This window comes from Geotalea daltonii FRC-32 (assembly GCF_000022265.1).
GTDB classification, from domain to species: domain Bacteria; phylum Desulfobacterota; class Desulfuromonadia; order Geobacterales; family Geobacteraceae; genus Geotalea; species Geotalea daltonii.
Genome location: NC_011979.1, coordinates 3902630 through 3921100 on the forward strand (window position 1 = coordinate 3902630; position 18471 = coordinate 3921100).

Here is an 18471-nt window from a genome sequence, read left to right on the forward strand (position 1 = left end):
GTTCGCTAATTTATGAGCCAGTGCCCGATGTACACCGGTATGTTGAGGACAAGCATTACACACTTTCTTCTTCATGTTAGTTATCGGAAGAAAGGCTGAATTTCTTTAAGAACTTATTAAATGCATTAGGACACTACGGGAAGAGATAGGATTAAGAATGAAGTGGAGGTGCAAGGAGTGAAACAGGCTGTCTAAGTAGGGAAAGAGGTGTTCTTGTGGAACTCCAGAGGGGTCTGCCCTTGACATGAGACATTCCTAAACCACCAAAACGCCCTTAAGTCCTTTTCATACAAGGCTTAACGGCGTTTTGAAAGAGATGAATTCATCTGATGTTCGGGAGGGAGCTTTGGCTGCTTGCCAACGGTGGCGTAGAGAATGCTCAAGGAGATTATCCGGCAGCACCTTCAATATTTATACTTGCCACTTTGATGGACACAACAGTTGGGGATTTTGTTGTCATGCAATGAAGATGGGACAGGTTGGGCAAGATAAAAGGGTTGCCTTCCTGTATCACAAGAAGGCACTTTCAAAATCAGGCGGCCATCTCCGTTCGGCGCAGCACCCGTATGGTCCTCCACCTCCCGCGCCGAAACCGGAACAACCAGATTACCGCTGTGGCGAACACGAACATGGTAGCCAGTGCCCATTCCGCCATCAAGCTCGGAATGATCATGTCGACAAGCCATAGCAGGGCGAGAAATATGCTCGAAGAGACCAGGAAGGTACGGGCGAGCCAACGGGTATCGCCTGCTGAAGCCAGTACGCACCCAATCATGACATTGGCTGCATCGAAGATGCAATAAAAGGCGACGAATTTCATGATCAGGGAACCGGTCTCCACAATTCGTATGCTTTCCGGCCCGTAACCCGCAAAGACCGACATGAGCGGCACCGGCGCTGTGGCGAACAAGGTTGCCATTGCGAGCATCCAGATCTCGCACACCACAAGCGACTGTGAGGCTATGGCCGGGATCTCGTCATCATTCCCGGCTCCCCGGGCGTGTCCCACCAATATTCCTGCGGCCTGGCCGAGTCCGAGTGCAGGGAAGAATGCCATGCCATTGATGCGAAAGGCAATGCTGGATGCAGCCAATTGCACGGTTCCCAAGCGACCGACCACCACCAGAAACAGTGTCCACGCAGCAAGCTCACCGCTGATCCGCAGCCCCATCGGCATGGCGAGGGACAGGAAATGGCGAAACTCCACCCAATCGAGCCGCCTTGCCACGGCGTCAGAAAAGCCGCCAGCCCTGGCAAACGTCGCTGCATAGAGGATCATAGCGACCATCTGCGCGGCCACAGTCGCGACCGCCGCTCCAGAGATTCCCATCCGGGGCAGGCCCCATTCACCAAGAACCAGCCCCCAGGCCAGTAGTGCATTCACCGTGAGAGATATGAATGCCACCCCGGTAACGACGGCAGGTCGTCCGATGCCTGAAAGCCATCCTGCCAAGGCTCCGCCCATAACCGGGAACAATGAACCGGCCATACAGATCCCAAAATATGTCATCTCGTTCCGGGCAACCCCTGGCTCGTGGCCGGCCAGCAGGAACAGTAGTGCAATCGGCCAGGCCAAGACCAGGGCTGTCCCCCCGGCCGCCAGAGCGGCATAAATGCCAAGCCATGCGGATCTGCGCCCCCCCTGGGTGTCACCACGCCCGTGACAGTGGGCAACAAAGGTGCCGGCATACCCTGCAGTACCGAACATAAATCCCTGAAAAAGGATTACCGCCAAACCTGACGGTCCCATGGCCGCGACCGCCTCGCTTGAGTAGCGTGACAAGACGATGGCATCTATGATCTGCATCAGCATGATCGCGGAACTTGACAGTATCATTGGTGCCGCTAGCTTTAGCAGGCGCGGGACGTGATTGAACGTCACATTTTTCCATTTGGTCCATCTCATTGACGCAGTTGCCATGGCCACACTCACTCGTATCGCAGGGCGTCGATCGGGTTGAGTCCTGCCGCCCGGTGAGCCGGAAAATAACCGAAAATGACGCCGATTCCGGCGGAAAACAGAAAAGACAGCAGGTTGATTCCGGGGTCGAACAGATAGGGAACCCCCATCAAGCGGGCCAGGCCGATGGAAGCACCGGTTGCCACTGCAATGCCGACCAGGCCGCCAAGGCTGGACAATACTACGGCCTCGATGAGGAACTGCAGCAGCACTTCCCTTTCCAGCGCGCCAATGGCAAGGCGAATACCTATTTCTCTGGTACGCTCGGTAACGGATACCAGCATGATGTTCATGATGCCGATGCCACCAACCAGAAGGCTTACCGCAGCAACGGCACCAAGGAGCATGGTCAGGATTTTGGTGGTGCTGGTGAGTGTTTGGGCGATCTGCCGGGTGTCCATGACGCGGAAGTCATCCTCCTCATTCTCTGCGATTTTTCTTCGCTCACGCATGAGCAGGGTGAGCTGGTTTTTCACTTCATCGATGGAAGCTCCCTGCTTTACCGAAACCGTCAACCGGCCGATATCCTGGTTGCCGGTAAGACGACGCTGAACCGTGCGGAGCGGCATCACCACGGTATCGTCCTGGTCCGAGCCCATGGCCGACTGTCCCTTTGCTTTCAGCAGGCCGATCACTTCGCAGGAGAACTGCTTTATGCGGATTTCGCTCCCCACCGGATTCTGTCGCCCGAACAGCTTCCCGCGCACCGTTTCACCGATCACGCAAACCGCCTTGCCAGCCCGTTCCTCCGCCTCGCTGAAACTGCGGCCACTGGCCAATTCCCAGTTGCCGGACTCGAAGTACTCGTTGTTGCTGCCGTTGATCACGGTGGACCAGTTGCGGGCCTGATAGACAGTGGTCACTGTTTTGCTGACCACCGGCGCAACCCTTTCGATGGCAGTAATCTGGTTGCGGATGGCATCCGCGTCAGCGCTCTTGAACTTGGGTGCCCCCTCGGAGCCAGGTCCGAAGCGCTGGCCCGGGATCACCATCAGCAGATTGCTCCCCATGCTGGAGATCTGGTCTGATACGGACTTGGTGGCACCGTTACCGAGGGTGACCATGGTGATGACAGCGGCGACGCCGATGACGATGCCGAGGATGGTAAGAAAAGAACGCATCAGGTTGCGCCGGATGGCGCGCATCGAGAGCAACAAAGTGTTCCAGAACATCAGGCAGCCTCCCCGTTGCGTCGGTCGCTCTCCACCCGTCCGTCGACAAAGTGGATGACCCGCTTGGCATACGCCGCTATGTCCGGCTCATGGGTGACCATGAGGATGGTGATGCCCTTGTCGCGGTTAAAATCAGTGATCAGCTGCATGATCTCTTGACTGGTACGGGTGTCCAGATTGCCGGTGGGCTCGTCCGCCAGCAGTACCGCCGGGCTGGTGACAATGGCGCGGGCAATGGCAACCCGCTGCTGCTGGCCTCCGGACAGTTCTGCAGGGGTGTGATGCTCCCAACCATGCAGACCCACCTGTTCAAGAGCGGCACGGGCCGCAGCATGCCGGACAGCGGCAGGCTCCCTTCGATAGATCAACGGCAATTCCACATTCTCCAGAGCAGTGGTGCGCGACAGCAGGTTGAATCCCTGGAAGACGAAACCCAGATAGTGCCGCCTGAGCAGAGCGCGCTGGTTTCGCGCAAGTTTCTCCACATGCACCCCCTGGAATTGGTAGATGCCGCTGCTGGGGGTATCAAGACAACCGAGGATATTCATGGTGGTGGACTTGCCGGAACCGCTGGGGCCCATGATGGCGACGAATTCGCCGGCGTCGATATCAAGATCGATTCCCTGCAAGGCCTGAAAGGAAGCCTGACCTCGACCATAGGTCTTGGTGATGCCGGAAAGCCTGATGAGACTCGCGTCGCTCACGATGAACTCCCCAGCGCCTCGGTGATCACCTGCATGCCTGATTTGAGCGGTCCGCTGAGGATCTCGGTCACCCGGCCGTTGGTTGCGCCGGTCTTGACATCGATAGCCGCAGGCTGGCCATTGAGCAGCACCCACACCTTTGGCGTGCCGGTGGAGGTCGCCAGGACCTTCGGCGCCTGGCGGGGTGGCCGCGGCATCAGGACACCCATGACACTGGAGCCGGACTTTTTCTGCCGGGTACCGGTTGTTGACGGGGTGAAGCGCAGAGCGGCGTTCGGCACCAGCAGCGCGTTGTCGTGAACCAGGGTGGTGATTTCGGCGATGCCGGTCATGCCCGGGCGCAAGGAGAGATCATCGTTAGCGACCTGGAGCACGGTCAGGTAGGAGACAACCCCCTCTTTTTTCTGGGAGCCATAGCCGACCCTGGTGATAACCGCGTCATACTTGCGCCCTGGCCAAGCATCGACACTGAAGGTCGCTTTCTGGCCGACCTTCACCTGACCCACGTCGGCCTCGTCCACATCCACCTGCAGTTCCATCTTTGACAGGTCCTCGGCCAAGGTGAACAACACCGGTGCCTGGAAAGATGCTGCCACAGTCTGCCCCGGCTCCACTTTACGGGCCAGCACGACACCGTTGATGGGTGAGCGGATACTAGCTTTGGACAGGTTTGTTTCGTCCGATTGCAAATTGGCCCGAGTCTGGGTAACGCTGGCACGGGCGCTGGCCTCGTTGGCCTCGGCCCGCTTGAGATTGGCTTCGGCGCTGTCCATCTCGGCCTTGGAGGGCACCTTGCCGCCGGAAAGTTGTGCTACCTGCCGAAAACGTGCCAGTGCAGCCCGTGCTTCAGCTGTCGTCGCCTGCGCCTGCAGCACCTGCGCCTCGGCAGCGGCAAGGCTGGCGCGCGACTTCGCCACAGCATCCTGCAGCTTGGCCGGGTCAAGGCGTGCCAGAACCTGTCCCCTTTTGACCTGGCCATTGTCGTCGACAAATACCCGATCTATGATGCCTGATAATTCGCTCCCCACGTCAACCTGGTTGGTCGGCTGCAGATTGCCGGTGGCGGAAACCTTTACCACCAGCGTGCCAACATCGACCGGTTCGGTCTGGTAACGGGGCGCGGTTGACTTATCGCCTGGGCGAAGGAAGAAAATGGCCACGGCCGCAACGACGATCAACGCACCGGCCAGCCACAGCCAGCCTCGGGAGAATCGCCCTGCGGACCTGTGGGCAAGAAGATGTTTCAGGGGTTCTTCCTGGTTTGTTTGCGTGGTTTTGGTATCTTTCATGACTTTACCTTCTCTGTGGCGCCTGGTTGGTTCTGCGGCGACCATCCGCCGCCCAGTGCCTTGTATAAGCGAATCAGGGCCGCTACCTGATTGGCGCGGGTGCTGGCAAGACTGTCTTCGACTGAGAGTACGGTGCGTTCGGTGTCGAGAACGGACTGGAAATCGATCAACCCGGCACTGTAACGCTGCCGCGCCGACCGGGCAGCATTGCGCGCCGATTCGGCGGCATTTGTCAGCGCTTCGCTGCTTTCACGGTTACGGGAGAATGCTACCAGGGCGTTTTCCACCTCCTGCAAGGCGGTCAGTACCGATTGTTCATAGGCAACCAATGCCTGCTCACGCACCGCATCTTGTATCACCACCTGATTGCGTAGTTTGCCGGCATTGAAGATGGGCGCGGTGATGCCCGCAAGTAATGATGAAGTGGCGGCCCCGCTGCTGCCGAGTGCTCCGACGGTCAGCGCTTCAAAGCCGATGGAACCAGAGATGCTGAAGGAAGGATATCGCGCAGCTTCGGCTGCCCCTATCCGGGCCGTTTCTGCTGCTAATTTCCGCTCGGCGGCCCGAACATCAGGGCGCTGGCGAAGGGTCTCGGCTGGGATGCCTACGGCAATCTGCATAGGTACAGACGGCAGTTCACCGGCGACTGCAAGTCGCCCTTGGAGGGTTCCCGGCGTTTTGCCCAGCAAAACTTCCAGGCGGTGCTCTGCTTCCGCCAGACTGATTTCCAGACCTGGAATGCGGGCCCGGGTCTGCTCCCGGTTGCTGCGCGCCTGGTCAACGTCCTGGCTGCTCACCAGGCCCGCTTGGGCACGCCAGTCGGTGAGCTGCAGCGTCTCCGTCTGGCTGACCAGGTTGTCCCGGGCAATGCCAAGCCTGAGCTGCAGGGTTCGAACCTCCACGTAGTTCTGTGCCGTTTCCGCCACCAGAGAAACCCTGGTATTCTCAAGGCTTGCCACCGAGGATTCCACATCAGCCCTGGTCGCCTCAATGCCACGGCGTACACCACCGAAGAGATCCAGCTCCCACTGCGCATCGAAGTCTGCTCTGAACAGGTTCTGCGTGCTACCGCCTCCCAGTTCCTCGCTTGACCGATTGCGTCTGGCGCTGCCCGAGGCGGTCACGGCGGGATATAGCCCGGCAGAGGCCACTGCGCCCCGAGCGCGGGCTTCCCGCAATCGGGCTTTTGCGCTGCGCAGATCGGGGCTCGCCTGCAGGGCATCATCAATCAGCCCGGACAGCAGCGGATCATTCAGCGCCAGCCACCAGCGGCTCAAGTCACCAGTCGCAGCGGCTTTTGTTTCTGAATTGGCTTGGTCCAGCCGATTCCAGTTTGCCGGCACATCAAGTTCCGGCTTTACGTAATCCGGGCCGACTGTGACGCAACCAGCGAGGGCAAGTGTTGCAATTATGATTAACCACCGGACGAGATGCACCACGTATGTCACCACCATTTTCCTTGTTTTAGCTTTGTCACGCATATGCTCGACAACTATCAGCAGAATGTGCATGAATTGTGGAGGAAATCAGCATTTTGCACTTACGGCTCAAATTTGTAGCCTGCCCCGTAAAGGGAATGGATATATTCTTGTCCTGGATCTGCACCTGACAGCTTTCTGCGTAATTTTTTTATGTGACTGTCGATGGTACGATCACTGACGATACGCTGGTCCGGATAGATGTGGTCCATCAGCTGCTGTCGTCCGAAGATCCTTCCTGGGCTGGCTGCCAGCAGGCTGAGCAGCTTGAACTCAACGGCAGTGAGGTGAAGGTCTCGGTCATGGAGCATTGCCCGGTAGCGGGAATCATCAAGGACCAATTCCTTCCCATTGACAGCTTCAGCTCCGTGAGCCCTGCGCAATACCGCTTTGACCCTGGCCACCACCTCGCGGGGACTGAACGGCTTGCAGATGTAGTCATCGGCACCCAATTCCAGGCCAAGTAACCGATCTATCTCCTCGACTCTGGCAGTAATCATGATTATCGGTACCGATGAAAAGGATCGGATCTCCTTGCAGATCTCCAGCCCTCCCTTACCCGGCAGCATCAAATCAAGCAGGATCATCTCCGGCTTTTGCGCCTGAATCCATGGCACGACCCTTGAACCGTCACTAAGGCAATGGGTTTCATAGTCCGCCTGATGCAGGTAATCAGCCAGAAGCTTTGCCAGCTTCTCTTCATCTTCCACTATGAGAATCATTCCGCTCATGAACGTCTCCCCTTTCCAGGCAGCTCAATTCTCATCCATAGCCCGCCAAGAGGTGATGGCTGCGCCGTAATGGTTCCTCCATGGGCCTCAACAATATTGCGGCAAATGGCAAGGCCAAGTCCGGCCCCTCCTGTGGACCGATTGCGGGAAGAATCGACCCGATACAGACGTTCGAACAGCTTTTCCGACTCTGCTAACGTGACCCCCGGAGGAGAATCCTGGAAACTGATCACTGTGCACCCGGCGCTCTTTTCCATGGTGATCTGCAACGTTCCGCCCGGGTTTGTGTACTTCAATGCATTGTCCAACAGGTTGGCAAACAGCTGGTGCAGCCGCTCACGGTCACCCCAAAATGCGACCGGCTGGCCGGGGATTCCGGCTCTTACGGTAATATCCTTGGAGGCAAACCCCTGGCGGTATCCGGCAACGGCTGCTGAAAGGACTTCGCTCAGGTCGAGATCGAACTTTCTGTAGGTCATGGCACTCAGGTCGGACAGGGAAAGCTGGTAGAGGTCATCAACCAGCCGTCCCAGACGGAGCACCTCGCCATGGAGCGAGGCAATGGTCTCCGGGGACGGTTGCCGGATGCCATCCTGAAGCGCTTCTATTTCACCTCGCAGGACCGCAAGAGGGGTTCTCAGTTCGTGGGAGATATCGGCTACCCACTGCCGCCGTGCCTGTTCGTTTTTCGCCAGCACCTCTGCCAATGCATTGAAATCCTGAGCAAGGCGACCCAGTTCATCATTTGCCTCGGCCGACACGCGAATGGTGAAGTCACCGGTAGCAAGGCGATCGGTGGCCTTGGCCAATTCTGCGATGGGCTTCACCAATCGTCTGGCCAGCAAAAGCGACAGGCCCGCGGCCAGCAGAACGACAACCCCTGCCACAACAATGAACGCAAGTTTCTGCTCTCTCAGGAACCTGCGTTGATGGTCATCTGAGATATTGGTGCGGGGAAGAAGTCCCACATAGCCGACGACCGTGCCGTCAAAATGCACCGGCGTCAGCTCAGCTCCCGCTGGTATGGGAGCCTCAGCTATCAAAGGCTTCTTCCGGGCATCGAGAAGAAACAATCGCTGCATAAAGTGCCGGACCACCGGTGGGGGTACCCGTCGGTAGGACTCCATGGCGCGCCTTTGTGGTCCACTTGCAGGACTGTCCTCAGGGAGAGAGATTTTCACCAGTTCCCGCCATTTTGCCGGGGTTTGTTGGATCGACAGCCAATTGCGGTCCTCCCCATAGGACTGTTCCAACCGGCTCACCAGGCGGCTTACGCTTGACCGTTCCAATGAATTGACATATCGCAGGAAACCGCGGCTGAGATTCCACTGCATGATGAAAACCAGGCTGATAACAGCCAGGCCGGCTGCCGCCAGAATGGCGAAAAACAATTTATGAGTAATGCTGATATTCATCCGTTTTCCCCTGTTCGACAACGACCTGTTGATTAGCAGGTTGTTGAAAAACGTCGAGAGGATGCCGAAATGCAAGGCTTAAGCGAGCGAAAAGCCGAAGCGTACCCACTGTACGCTGAGGTTTTGAGCAAGCGATAACGCAGTAGATCGGCACCGCAACAGTTTTTCGACAACCTGTTAAGTTCTATCACAACTATTCGGTACAGATACAGGCCCTTTTGCCCCGTCTGTGCATTTCCTCATTTCTTCCACATTTGATGCACATTCTCCTGCTATCTATCAAACCATAACATTCACCGGCACTTTAGAACAGGTGCCTACTTGACAAAGGAGAACCACAATGAAGAAAAAAGCATTGGTAGCGGCTGTGTTGGTAGCGATGGCCATTGGTGGAGGAACAGCGGTGTTTGCAGGACGCGGACCAGGGGGAGATTGCGACAAGAAGCAGGGGTCGGAGATGCATCAAGGGAAATTTTATCAGCGCATGGCGAAGGTGCTGAAACTGACGGATGCACAACAGAACCAGATAAAGTCGCTGATCAGTGCGGAGCGTGCCGCATCTGAACCTTTCATAGATCAGATGCACGAAAAACGCAAGCTACTCATGCAGTCAGGTGAAAGCACCACCTTTGACGAAGCCTCAGTTCGGAGTATCGCTGCCGCCATTGCCCAGATCAAAACGGAACTGGCGGTCATCCGGGTGAAGACCCAGACGCAGATATACACCATACTGACTCCCGAACAGCGGGAACTGGCAAAGAGTCTCAAGCCTAACAGGAAGCATGGTAATCGTTCTTCGGTGCCTGGAGACGAGGAGTGAGTTCGATTGGCAGAGGTAGTTTAACAACCTGAGGACATGGTTCAGAGGGCAGGGCTGATATTCAGCACCTGCTCTCGCCTTGTTTAATGCAGTGGAAGCTACTGCCTTCTCACCCGAAAAACCGAGGTAAATGTCGCCACCTTGACCCCCGCCTCGTCGAAGACTTCGGCTTCCCCCTTGATATTTCTTTCGTCACGTTCAACAATCCGCGCCTCGGCCTTAACCAATCCGGATCTTACCGGAGCATGGAATTTGAGGCCCAGATCCATGGTGACGAAATTGCTTCCCTCAGGCAGCATACTTTTGATGGCCATGGCGACAGCCGTGTCTGCCAGGGCAGTGATGGCGCCACCGTGCATGAATCCCACCCCCTGGGACAGCTTGACCGTGAACGGCATGGTCAGTATGGCCCGCCCTTCGGCAGCCTCATCTATTTTCATCCCCAGGTACTCCTCGAAGGGGGCACAGGCTATCCATTCAGGCAGCTCAAAGGGTAACTCCCCCCCGGCTGGCATTGGAGTGTCATAGACCTTTTCGTACATTCTCTCCTCCAATCACTTCTTCAGTTCAATATCAAGCAGCCGCATCACCTTCTGCATATCTTCCCACACCTCGCGCTTCATGGCCGGATTGCGCAACAGGAACGCCGGGTGAAAGGTCGGCATGAGCGGTATGCCATGGTAGTCGTGAAAGCGGCCACGCAGTTTGGAGATCGGTTCCTTGGTCTGAAGCAGGGTCTGGGCGGCAAAGGTGCCCAGACAGACAATGGCTTCAGGATTCACAGCATGCAGTTGCCGGAGCAGAAACGGCTGGCACTGTTCGATCTCTTCCTGCTGAGGGTTACGGTTGCCCGGGGGACGGCACTTGAGTATGTTGCAGATGTAGACATCGCTCCGCTTGAACTGCATGGCGCCAATTATCTTGGTCAGCAGCTGTCCTGCCTCGCCGACAAAGGGCTCTCCTTGAAGGTCTTCGTCCCGCCCCGGCGCCTCGCCTACAAAGACCAGCCTTGCAGCCGGATTGCCGATACCGAATACCAGATTGGTCCTGGTGCCGCTTAGTCCGCAGCGGGTGCAATTCCCCAGGTCAAGCCGCACTTTGTCCAGAGTTTCCTTCTCTGCTGATACCGGGTCTGGCGGCGAGCCTTCGGCAGGGGCCGGTTCAACCGAAGCTGGTGGGGAAGTAGCAGAGTGGTAATCATTTCCGTGATCAACAGCTGGAGCGGACTCTCCATAGGCCAAGCCGTCTATGCCAGATTCCTGCAGATCCTCCAGATAGACACAGAGCGAAGCCACCAACTGCCGTGCTTCATCGGCCCCATGCATGGCAAACTCCTTTACATTTACAGGCACATCTAATATTCTTTATGTCAATGTTGCTCATATCTTTCGCCCTTCTACTCATCGTTTTAATGCCCCATGAAGCACTCGCCTGGGGTGCCGGAATTCACCTGCAGCTGGGCTCCGTCATACTCAACAACCTTCAGGCATTGCAGCCTGCCGTGGCAGCCATTATCAGTGAATTTCCCAATGATTTCCTCTATGGCTGCATCGCCGCGGACATCACCATCGGCAAGAAATTCACCCATTATTTGCTCCACTGCCATCGCTGGCGGATCGGGCTGAAAGTCCTGGAAAATGCAGAGATGGATGCTCAGAAAGCCTGCGCCTATGGCTACCTGGCCCATCTTGCCGCAGACACCGTCGCCCACAACTATTATGTCCCCTATAAGGTGATGCGAAGCTTTTCCACCATGACCCTGAAACATGCCTACTGGGAAATGAGATTCGAAACCTTCGTCGACAAGGAGATCTGGGACGGCGCCCGGAAGGTGTCCATGGAGCATTACCGCAAGAATGACGCTCTGTTGAGAAAGGTATTGTCCGACACACTGTTTTCTTTCGGCACCAACAAGCGTATCTTCAACTCCATCCTGCTGGTAAGCCGGCTGGAAAAATGGCAGCAGGTCCTGCAGACCCTCTCTGACATTTCCCGTTTTGGTCTGGAGGAGGTGGATCGTGACGAATACATGAGTCTGGCCGAAGAAGCGGTTTTCAGCTTCCTCACTGATTTCGAAGATTCACGGTTCTTCCAGGCGGACCCCACCGGGGAGCGAGCCCTTGCCACGGCTGAAGCAGTGAGGAAGAATCTGAGACTGCTCTACCGCAGCGGCAAGATCACCAAGCAGCAGGCCAATGAACAGCTGGATGAAATTAAGGGAAAGCTGCACGAAGCCATTTGTAAGCCGGAGCTGTTGCTGCAGATCCTCTCCACAGAGTAGTTCATGCTGAAAAACGCCCATCTGCGGCGTTGCCGGCGTCTCTGCGCTGCTCACATTCTGATGTATGCTCTGGACATTTTTGAGCATGAACACTGTCTTTAGCTGAAAACCACCAATCACCAATCACCAATCACCAACCACCAACCACCAATCACCAATCACCAATCACCAATCACCGCCCCTTCAACTTCACCGCCCGGTCCAGAAGTACATCGGCCAGTTCCTGTTTGCCCATCAGCGGCACATCTTCAACCCTTCCATCCTTGAAAAGAAGCTTGACGATATTGGTATCCACATTGAATCCGGCACCTTCGGCCCCGATATCGTTGGCAACGATCATATCCACATTCTTTACGGTCAGTTTCTTTGCGGCATTGTCCAACAGATCACCGGTCTCGGCGGCAAAACCGATGAGGATCTTGTCTGCTTTTATCTTTCCCAGCTCGAAAAGGATATCCGGATTTTTCTCCAATTCCAAGGATAGGGAACCGGCAGTTTTTTTGATTTTGGCGACTGCCCTGGCCACAGGACGGTAATCGGCCACTGCCGCGGCCTTTATGATGATGGTGCTTGCGGGAAAGGCAGCCATTACTGCCTGCCGCATTTCTTCGGCGCTAGTGACCTGAATTGTCGCGACACCGCATGGCTCGGTCAGGCAGGTAGGCCCGGTCACGAGGGTAACGGCTGCTCCACGGCGGCGGGCAGCTTTGGCTATGGCATAGCCCATTTTACCTGATGAGTGGTTGCTGATGAACCGCACCGGGTCGAGTTCTTCCCTGGTGGGGCCGGCAGTGATAAGAATATGCTCACCTGCCAGATCCTTTGTCGTCAATGCAGCCAGGGCCTCTTCAAAAATGATCTGCGGCTCCTGCAGCTTTCCTTCCCCCTCCCAACCGCAGGCAAGTAATCCCCTCGCCGGTTCGACAAAGAGATAGCCGTGCCTCTTCAATTTCTTCTCGTTTTCCTTGTAGATAGGGTTCTGGTACATGTTGACATTCATGGCCGGAGCTACCAGCACCGGCGCCTTGGTAGCCATGACCGTGGTTGTCAGCATGTCGTCGGCAATGCCGTTGGCCAGCTTGCCGATGACATTAGCGGTTGCAGGAGCGATGACAAAGAGATCGGCCCGGTCGGCCAAAGAAATATGCCCTATTTCCCTCTCGGAGATCAGGCTGAACAGAGAGGTAGAGACCGGGTTCATGGAGAGGGTCTGAAAGGTCAGCGGCGTGACGAATTCAGTTGCAGAAGCAGTCATGATCACATGTACGTTTGCCCCCGCCTTGGTCAGCAGGCGCAACAGTTCCACAGATTTATAGGCAGCGATACCGCCGGTGACCCCAAGGATGATTTCATTACCTTTCAACATGCTGCCCCCATCACAGATATGGATTGTGCCGCTTCTCATGGCCTATGGTCGTCGACGGCCCATGACCGGGAAAAGCCTGGGTCTCATCCGGCAGCACAAGCAGTTTGGTGCGTATGCCGTCAATCAGGTCGGCCTGGGAGCTGCCCGGGAAATCGGTGCGCCCAACCGACTCGGCAAAAAGGGTGTCTCCGGTGATGATCTTGTCTTCGCTCTCCAGGTACAGGCAGCAGCCTCCCGGAGTATGTCCCGGCGTATGCAGCACCTTCAGTTGATGCTTGCCGAAATTTACCACCATCCCGTCCTGAAGAAGGTCGTCAGGTTTGGAGGAGTTTTCTGCCTTCAGTCCATATGAAGCCGCTGAATCTGCGGCGCGGGAAAGGAAATAGACATCCGACTCGTGGATCAGTAGCTTGGCTCCGGTTTTCTCAATGATACTCCGGTTTCCCCCCATATGGTCGAAATGCCCATGTGTATTGATTACATACCTGATCTTCAGCCCCAGCTTCTGGACTACCGCCAGGACCCGCTCCGCATCCGCTCCGGGATCTACAACAATCCCTTCCCGGGTTTCTTCGCAGCCGAGGATGAAACAGTTGACCCCCAGCTGGCCGACTACGATGGTTTCGAATATCATGTGATTCCCCTTTTCAGATTGGTGAAATACTTTGCCTTGCAGAAACATGTAAACCAGCAAAATAACCACGGCAGTTATGGCGATCAGCAATGGTCTGCAAACAGTCCGCGCCATGGCGAGCTATCCCTTTGGCAACTGGAACAGGTCGAGATTCTCCTCTTTAAGCTGAGTGAAGGGGCTGTTGTGAAACCCATGCTTTCCTTCCCTTGGCTGGACAGATTTTGCCTGCAAGGGCTGCGCCTCCGCCGGAGTCTCCACCACAGATTCAATCTCCATCTCAGGCTCCTCATGGCCATTGTTCTTGAAAAAATAACGGTCATAGAGGCGGTGATAGGCTGTCCAGCGGGAGTCGCTGGCAGTTTCCTTTTTGATGTGGGTCTTGATGCCGTTGATCTTTGAATCCAGGTCGTCCAGGTAATTGAGAATTGTAGCCTCGATGGTTTTCGGACGTTTCGGGGAACCGAACTCATACTGGCCATGATGGGAAAGGAGCATGTGCTTGAGAAGCATGGCCAGTTCCACGGGAAAACCGGTGATGGTCATGATTTTCTCCTGCAGCATCTCGACGCCGATGGTGATGTGGCCGATGAGCTTGCCTTCATCGGTATAATCGAAAGCGCGCATATAGGTCATCTCCCTCACCTTGCCCACATCATGGAGCAGTGCACCGGTTATGAGCAGATCGCGGTTGAGCCCCGAATACAGGGGAACAATGCTGTCTACCAGTTTGGCTACGGCAAGGGAATGTTCCAGAAGACCACCCAGGTATACGTGATGCATCCCTTTTGCCGCCGGAGCAACCCGGTAAAGGGAGAAGAGCTCGGTATCCCTGAAGAACGCATTGAGCAGGCTCTTCAGATTGATGTCGGAGACGGATTCGACCAACGAGAAGAGCTCGTTCTCCATTTCCTTTATGTTCCGTTCCGTCTCCGGCAGAAAGTCCGCCAGGGTGACGCTCTCCTCCGGCACTTTGCTCAGCTCGGAAATGATCAGCTGCATCTTCCCCAGGTAAACCGATGCCTTGGAACGAACCGACAGGAAATCATCCTTGTCGAACAACATGCTGATCTGATCCACATTATCCCAGATCTTCGCATCAACCTCGCCGGTTTTATCCATCAGGCGCAACGTCAGGTAAGGCTTGCCGTTTTTGGCCATGGCAGTGATCTTTTCCTTGACCAGAAAAACGGAATCCACCTGATCGCGATCCTTTATTTCAGAAACAAATTTCTTCAAGGTGCACCCCTTTTGGAAAATCTATGGTTACCGGCGCCATGCCGGCGCCGACTTATGCTATAGCCGGGCAATAATGTCTGCAGCGCGAATACCGTCAAGGGAGGCGCTCATAATTCCACCTGCATGCCCCGCCCCCTCACCCACCGGATAGAGACCACGAACACTGGTGGACTGCAGGTCCTGACCGCGCAGAATGCGCAGGGGGGCGGATGTTCTCGTTTCCACCCCCGTCAGATTCGCTTCAGCGGTTATAAATCCACGCATCTTCCGCTCAAAGAAGCGAACGCCATCCTTGAGTGTATCGTGAACCGCCTTTGGCAGAACTTCAGAGAGGTCCGTTTCACAGATACCGGGCCGGTAGGTAGATGTGACTCTCCCGCCCCTGGACTGACCGAGAAACGCCAGAAGATTCTGGGCCGGGGCCAGGTAATTACCACCGCCTGCCTCATATGCGCGGCGCTCCCACCTGCGTTGGAATTCTACACCGGCAAGGGGATGGCCGCCGCCGAAATCCCTGGTCTGCACAGTAGCCACCAATGCACTGTTGGCAAAAGCTGAATTACGGGCGTAGCCGCTCATGCCGTTGGTGACAACCCCACCTTCTTCGGAAGCGCCGGCGACAACGATACCACCTGGACACATGCAGAATGAATAGGCGGAACGGCCGGTTTTGGTATCGTTATAGGCAAGGGCGTAGTCGGCAGCCGGAAGCTGCGGATGGGAAGGCATCCCATACTGGATGCCATTGATCAATTCCTGTGGATGCTCCACCCGCAGACCAATGGCAAAAGGCTTCTGTTCCATGGCCACCTGCCGTTGATTGAGCATGGCATAGGTATCACGGGCACTATGCCCGGGCGCCAGTACCAGAACATCGCAGGGCAATTCATCGGTATCATTGATCTTGAGAGCGATAATCCTGCCACTATCTGTCACAATGTCGGTCAACCGACTGCTGAAGCCTATGGAAAAGCCACGCTCGGTGAGAAACTGCCGGATGGCCGTTATCACGCAACGCAAGCGGTCGGTACCGATATGGGGTTTTGCAGAGGTCAGAATCTCCTCCGGTGCACCAAACTGCACGAACTTATCCAGAACATAGCGAATATTTTGATCCTTCAGCCGGGTAGTCAGTTTACCATCGGAGAAGGTTCCCGCCCCCCCCTCGCCGAACTGGACATTGCTGGCGGTGTTCAGCTCCCCCCGGTCCCAGAAGGACTGAACATCTTTGAGTCGCTCTTCCACCGGCCTGCCACGCTCAACGATGGTCGCCGTCAATCCGTACTCCGCCAGGCGCAGGGCGGCAAACAGCCCTGCCGGCCCCATCCCGACAATGACTATCCTCTTGTCGCAAGCCACGCGTTCAAACACAGGAGGCTTCTTTTCAGCCACATACTCAAGGTCCCCCCCTTGATGGGACAATTTGAAGAGCTCTTCGTCAGCTACAGCAAACTCGATGGTATATACAAGTTTTATGCGAGGCTTTTTCCTTGCATCAATACCCTTACGGATTATGGCAAAGCGAGTAATGTCCTCTGGCTGGAGGGAAAATCTGGCGCAGACAATGGCAGGGAGGAATTCTTCACTTTCCCCAAGATCAAGTGTGAGGTTACGTAGCAGGAAAGGCATGGGGAAAGCTATTGGGTAAGCCGCTGTTGTCTTTTGCGGGCAAGCAACTGTTCGACGATAATCACTATGTCAAGGGCTTTGGTAGATTTGGGTATGTGGATTTTGGCTCCCATTTCCGGGATCTCGTGCTCGTGTGGGGCACCATGAAACATGGAGGTAAGAAGAATGATAACCGGTTCATTGTCTGCTGCACGCCTGGATATTTCCATACAGGTACTGACGCCACCCATGCGCGGCATGATCAGATCGCTGATAACAACATCAGGAGTGTTTTCTATATAAGCTTTTACCCCCTCCACTCCATCACTGGCAGTAATCACCGTGAAACCGGTCTCTTGGAATGAATCAGATAATATCTTAAGGAAAAAGGGATCATCGTCGATCAAAAGGATTTTGCCTCTGGCAGCTTCCATCAAAACCTCAAAACAGAACTTCAACGAACGGTCATTCCCAGAATTGGCTGTCGCCATAATACAAAAATACCGCTGAAAAGAAAAGGACAAACAGGCCTATTTTAGAAATCTACAGGGGGAGTTTGACACAGAAAGTAGTACCGGTGGCATCACTTTTTTCAACTTCGATCTTGCCTTTGTAGTTTTTGACAATGCGCAGGACAACTGAAAGCCCAAGCCCGGTACCGCGGCTGTTGGTGGTAAAGAACGGGTCGAACACATAGGGTACGTTTTCAACCGGGATGCCGGTGCCGGTATCGGAAACCCTGATGGTAATGTACTGCCGGTCATAATCGAGAAAGACGCCAAGTGTACCTTCGGATGCCATCTCATTGATGGAATTGAGGAAAAGATTGGTGAATATCTGCTCCAGTTCTGAAGGATCCGCCTTTATAGCCGGGGGAATATTCCTGTAATCCCGGTTGACCGTAATCTTGTGCAACTGGATCTGCGGGCTGAATATCTCAAGGGTGTTATCTATTACCTGATGGATCAGGACGTCCCTGATCTCGAATTTCGGCCGATTGGATGCGTCAAGCAGCTTGCGCAGGATGCCATCGATACGATCTATTTCCTTGACTATTTTATCCACATATTCCAGCTTTTCAGGGTCATCCATGCCGCTTTTGATCAATTGGACAAACAGAGAAATGGAATTCAGCGGATTTCTTATTTCATGAGCCATGCCGGCAGATAAATAGCCCAGGGTGGCCAGCTTCTCGGACTGAACAATTTCAGCCTGGGCTTTCTGCAGCGCCTCGCTCTTCTCATGAACTCTCGCCTCAAGCTCAAGGTTCCATGCCTCAATCTCTGCCAGAAGCATTTCCTTTTCACGGAGCAACTCCCGGTTTTTCATCTCAAAGCCACGAATCTTCAGGACATTTTCGATGCGGTCGGCAAGATCCTGATTATTGAATGGCTTCAGAATGTAGTCTGAAGCACCGGCCTTCATGAGCTCTACGGCAATCTCCTCGCTGCCCTTGCCGGTAAACATGATGACATAGGTCTCGGGGAAACGCTTCTTGATCTCTCTTAAAGCGGTAAGGCCGTCAATGTCAGGCATCATGTAGTCAAGAAGCACCAACTCCGGCTGGGAAGCCTCTATTATCTCGAAACCGGAAGGCGCGTCTACAGCAGTGAATACAGTGTATCCGCGGTTTTTCAAAATGATGGAAGTCAAGTCCAGAATGACCTTCTCATCATCTATAATCAATACCTTACCGCTTTGCTGTCTTAGTTCCTTTGCCATATCCTCATCCAAATGAAAATTGATCGTGAAATTATAGCCCCAACAATTTTGAACT

17 protein-coding genes are annotated in these 18471 nt (G+C 55.1%); 2 read left to right on the top strand and 15 right to left on the bottom strand.

Features of this window, described 5'->3' with window-relative positions; translation table 11 throughout:
* Positions 1 to 532: 532 nt before the first annotated feature.
* From GEOB_RS17485 to GEOB_RS17515, 7 genes are all read right to left on the bottom strand, one after another.
* Positions 533 to 1837: an MATE family efflux transporter gene (locus GEOB_RS17485; protein ID WP_230198983.1), complete on the bottom strand. Its 1305-nt coding sequence runs from the start codon at positions 1835 to 1837 to the stop codon at positions 533 to 535.
* Positions 1838 to 1929: 92 nt separating this feature from the next.
* Entirely contained in the window at positions 1930 to 3132 is a 1203-nt protein-coding gene (locus tag GEOB_RS17490) for an ABC transporter permease (RefSeq protein ID WP_012648586.1), read from the bottom strand.
* A complete protein-coding gene (locus tag GEOB_RS17495) occupies positions 3132 to 3836 on the bottom strand; it encodes an ABC transporter ATP-binding protein (protein WP_012648587.1) in 705 nt (234 codons plus the stop codon). Before GEOB_RS17495 ends, GEOB_RS17490 begins: the two co-directional genes overlap by 1 nt.
* A complete protein-coding gene (locus tag GEOB_RS17500) occupies positions 3833 to 5125 on the bottom strand; it encodes an efflux RND transporter periplasmic adaptor subunit (protein ID WP_012648588.1) in 1293 nt (430 codons plus the stop codon). Before GEOB_RS17500 ends, GEOB_RS17495 begins: the two co-directional genes overlap by 4 nt.
* Complete coding sequence (locus tag GEOB_RS17505) at positions 5122 to 6573, bottom strand: efflux transporter outer membrane subunit (protein ID WP_407638365.1); 1452 nt, start codon at positions 6571 to 6573, stop codon at positions 5122 to 5124. Before GEOB_RS17505 ends, GEOB_RS17500 begins: the two co-directional genes overlap by 4 nt.
* Positions 6574 to 6665: 92 nt before the next feature.
* Positions 6666 to 7334: a response regulator gene (locus GEOB_RS17510; protein ID WP_012648590.1), complete on the bottom strand. Its 669-nt coding sequence runs from the start codon at positions 7332 to 7334 to the stop codon at positions 6666 to 6668.
* A complete protein-coding gene (locus tag GEOB_RS17515; RefSeq protein ID WP_012648591.1) occupies positions 7331 to 8749 on the bottom strand; it encodes an ATP-binding protein in 1419 nt (472 codons plus the stop codon). Before GEOB_RS17515 ends, GEOB_RS17510 begins: the two co-directional genes overlap by 4 nt.
* A gap of 340 nt (positions 8750 to 9089) precedes the next feature.
* Here GEOB_RS17515 and GEOB_RS17520 point away from each other — a divergent pair, with 340 nt between their 5' ends.
* The gene (locus GEOB_RS17520; RefSeq protein WP_012648592.1) at positions 9090 to 9569 is read left to right on the top strand and encodes a Spy/CpxP family protein refolding chaperone; all 480 of its coding nucleotides are present in this window, start codon (positions 9090 to 9092) and stop codon (positions 9567 to 9569) included.
* Positions 9570 to 9667: 98 nt separating this feature from the next.
* Here the strand turns inward: GEOB_RS17520 and GEOB_RS17525 are convergent, their stop codons facing one another.
* Both GEOB_RS17525 and GEOB_RS17530 read right to left on the bottom strand, forming a co-directional pair.
* On the bottom strand, positions 9668 to 10111 hold the full coding sequence (locus GEOB_RS17525; RefSeq protein WP_012648593.1) for a PaaI family thioesterase: 444 nt from the start codon (positions 10109 to 10111) through the stop codon (positions 9668 to 9670).
* Positions 10112 to 10123: 12 nt separating this feature from the next.
* A complete protein-coding gene (locus tag GEOB_RS17530) occupies positions 10124 to 10894 on the bottom strand; it encodes a uracil-DNA glycosylase (RefSeq protein ID WP_012648594.1) in 771 nt (256 codons plus the stop codon).
* A gap of 47 nt (positions 10895 to 10941) precedes the next feature.
* Here GEOB_RS17530 and GEOB_RS17535 point away from each other — a divergent pair, with 47 nt between their 5' ends.
* Positions 10942 to 11850: a zinc dependent phospholipase C family protein gene (locus GEOB_RS17535; protein WP_012648595.1), complete on the top strand. Its 909-nt coding sequence runs from the start codon at positions 10942 to 10944 to the stop codon at positions 11848 to 11850.
* 172 nt (positions 11851 to 12022) lie between these two features.
* Here the strand turns inward: GEOB_RS17535 and coaBC are convergent, their stop codons facing one another.
* From coaBC to GEOB_RS17565, 6 genes are all read right to left on the bottom strand, one after another.
* On the bottom strand, positions 12023 to 13216 hold the full coding sequence (gene coaBC, locus GEOB_RS17540) for a bifunctional phosphopantothenoylcysteine decarboxylase/phosphopantothenate--cysteine ligase CoaBC (protein ID WP_012648596.1): 1194 nt from the start codon (positions 13214 to 13216) through the stop codon (positions 12023 to 12025).
* 10 nt (positions 13217 to 13226) lie between these two features.
* Positions 13227 to 13850 carry an MBL fold metallo-hydrolase gene (locus GEOB_RS17545; protein ID WP_012648597.1) on the bottom strand — a complete coding sequence of 208 codons (624 nt, stop codon included), beginning with the start codon at positions 13848 to 13850 and terminating at the stop codon, positions 13227 to 13229.
* A gap of 120 nt (positions 13851 to 13970) precedes the next feature.
* Entirely contained in the window at positions 13971 to 15086 is a 1116-nt protein-coding gene (locus GEOB_RS17550) for a 3'-5' exoribonuclease YhaM family protein (RefSeq protein WP_012648598.1), read from the bottom strand.
* 57 nt (positions 15087 to 15143) lie between these two features.
* Complete coding sequence (locus tag GEOB_RS17555; protein ID WP_012648599.1) at positions 15144 to 16715, bottom strand: NAD(P)/FAD-dependent oxidoreductase; 1572 nt, start codon at positions 16713 to 16715, stop codon at positions 15144 to 15146.
* Between the two features lie 8 nt (positions 16716 to 16723).
* Positions 16724 to 17128 (bottom strand): response regulator, encoded by a 405-nt coding sequence (locus tag GEOB_RS17560; protein ID WP_012648600.1) that lies wholly within the window; start codon positions 17126 to 17128, stop codon positions 16724 to 16726.
* A 109-nt stretch (positions 17129 to 17237) separates the two neighbouring features.
* On the bottom strand, positions 17238 to 18416 hold the full coding sequence (locus tag GEOB_RS17565; RefSeq protein ID WP_012648601.1) for a hybrid sensor histidine kinase/response regulator: 1179 nt from the start codon (positions 18414 to 18416) through the stop codon (positions 17238 to 17240).
* Positions 18417 to 18471: the final 55 nt, after the last annotated feature.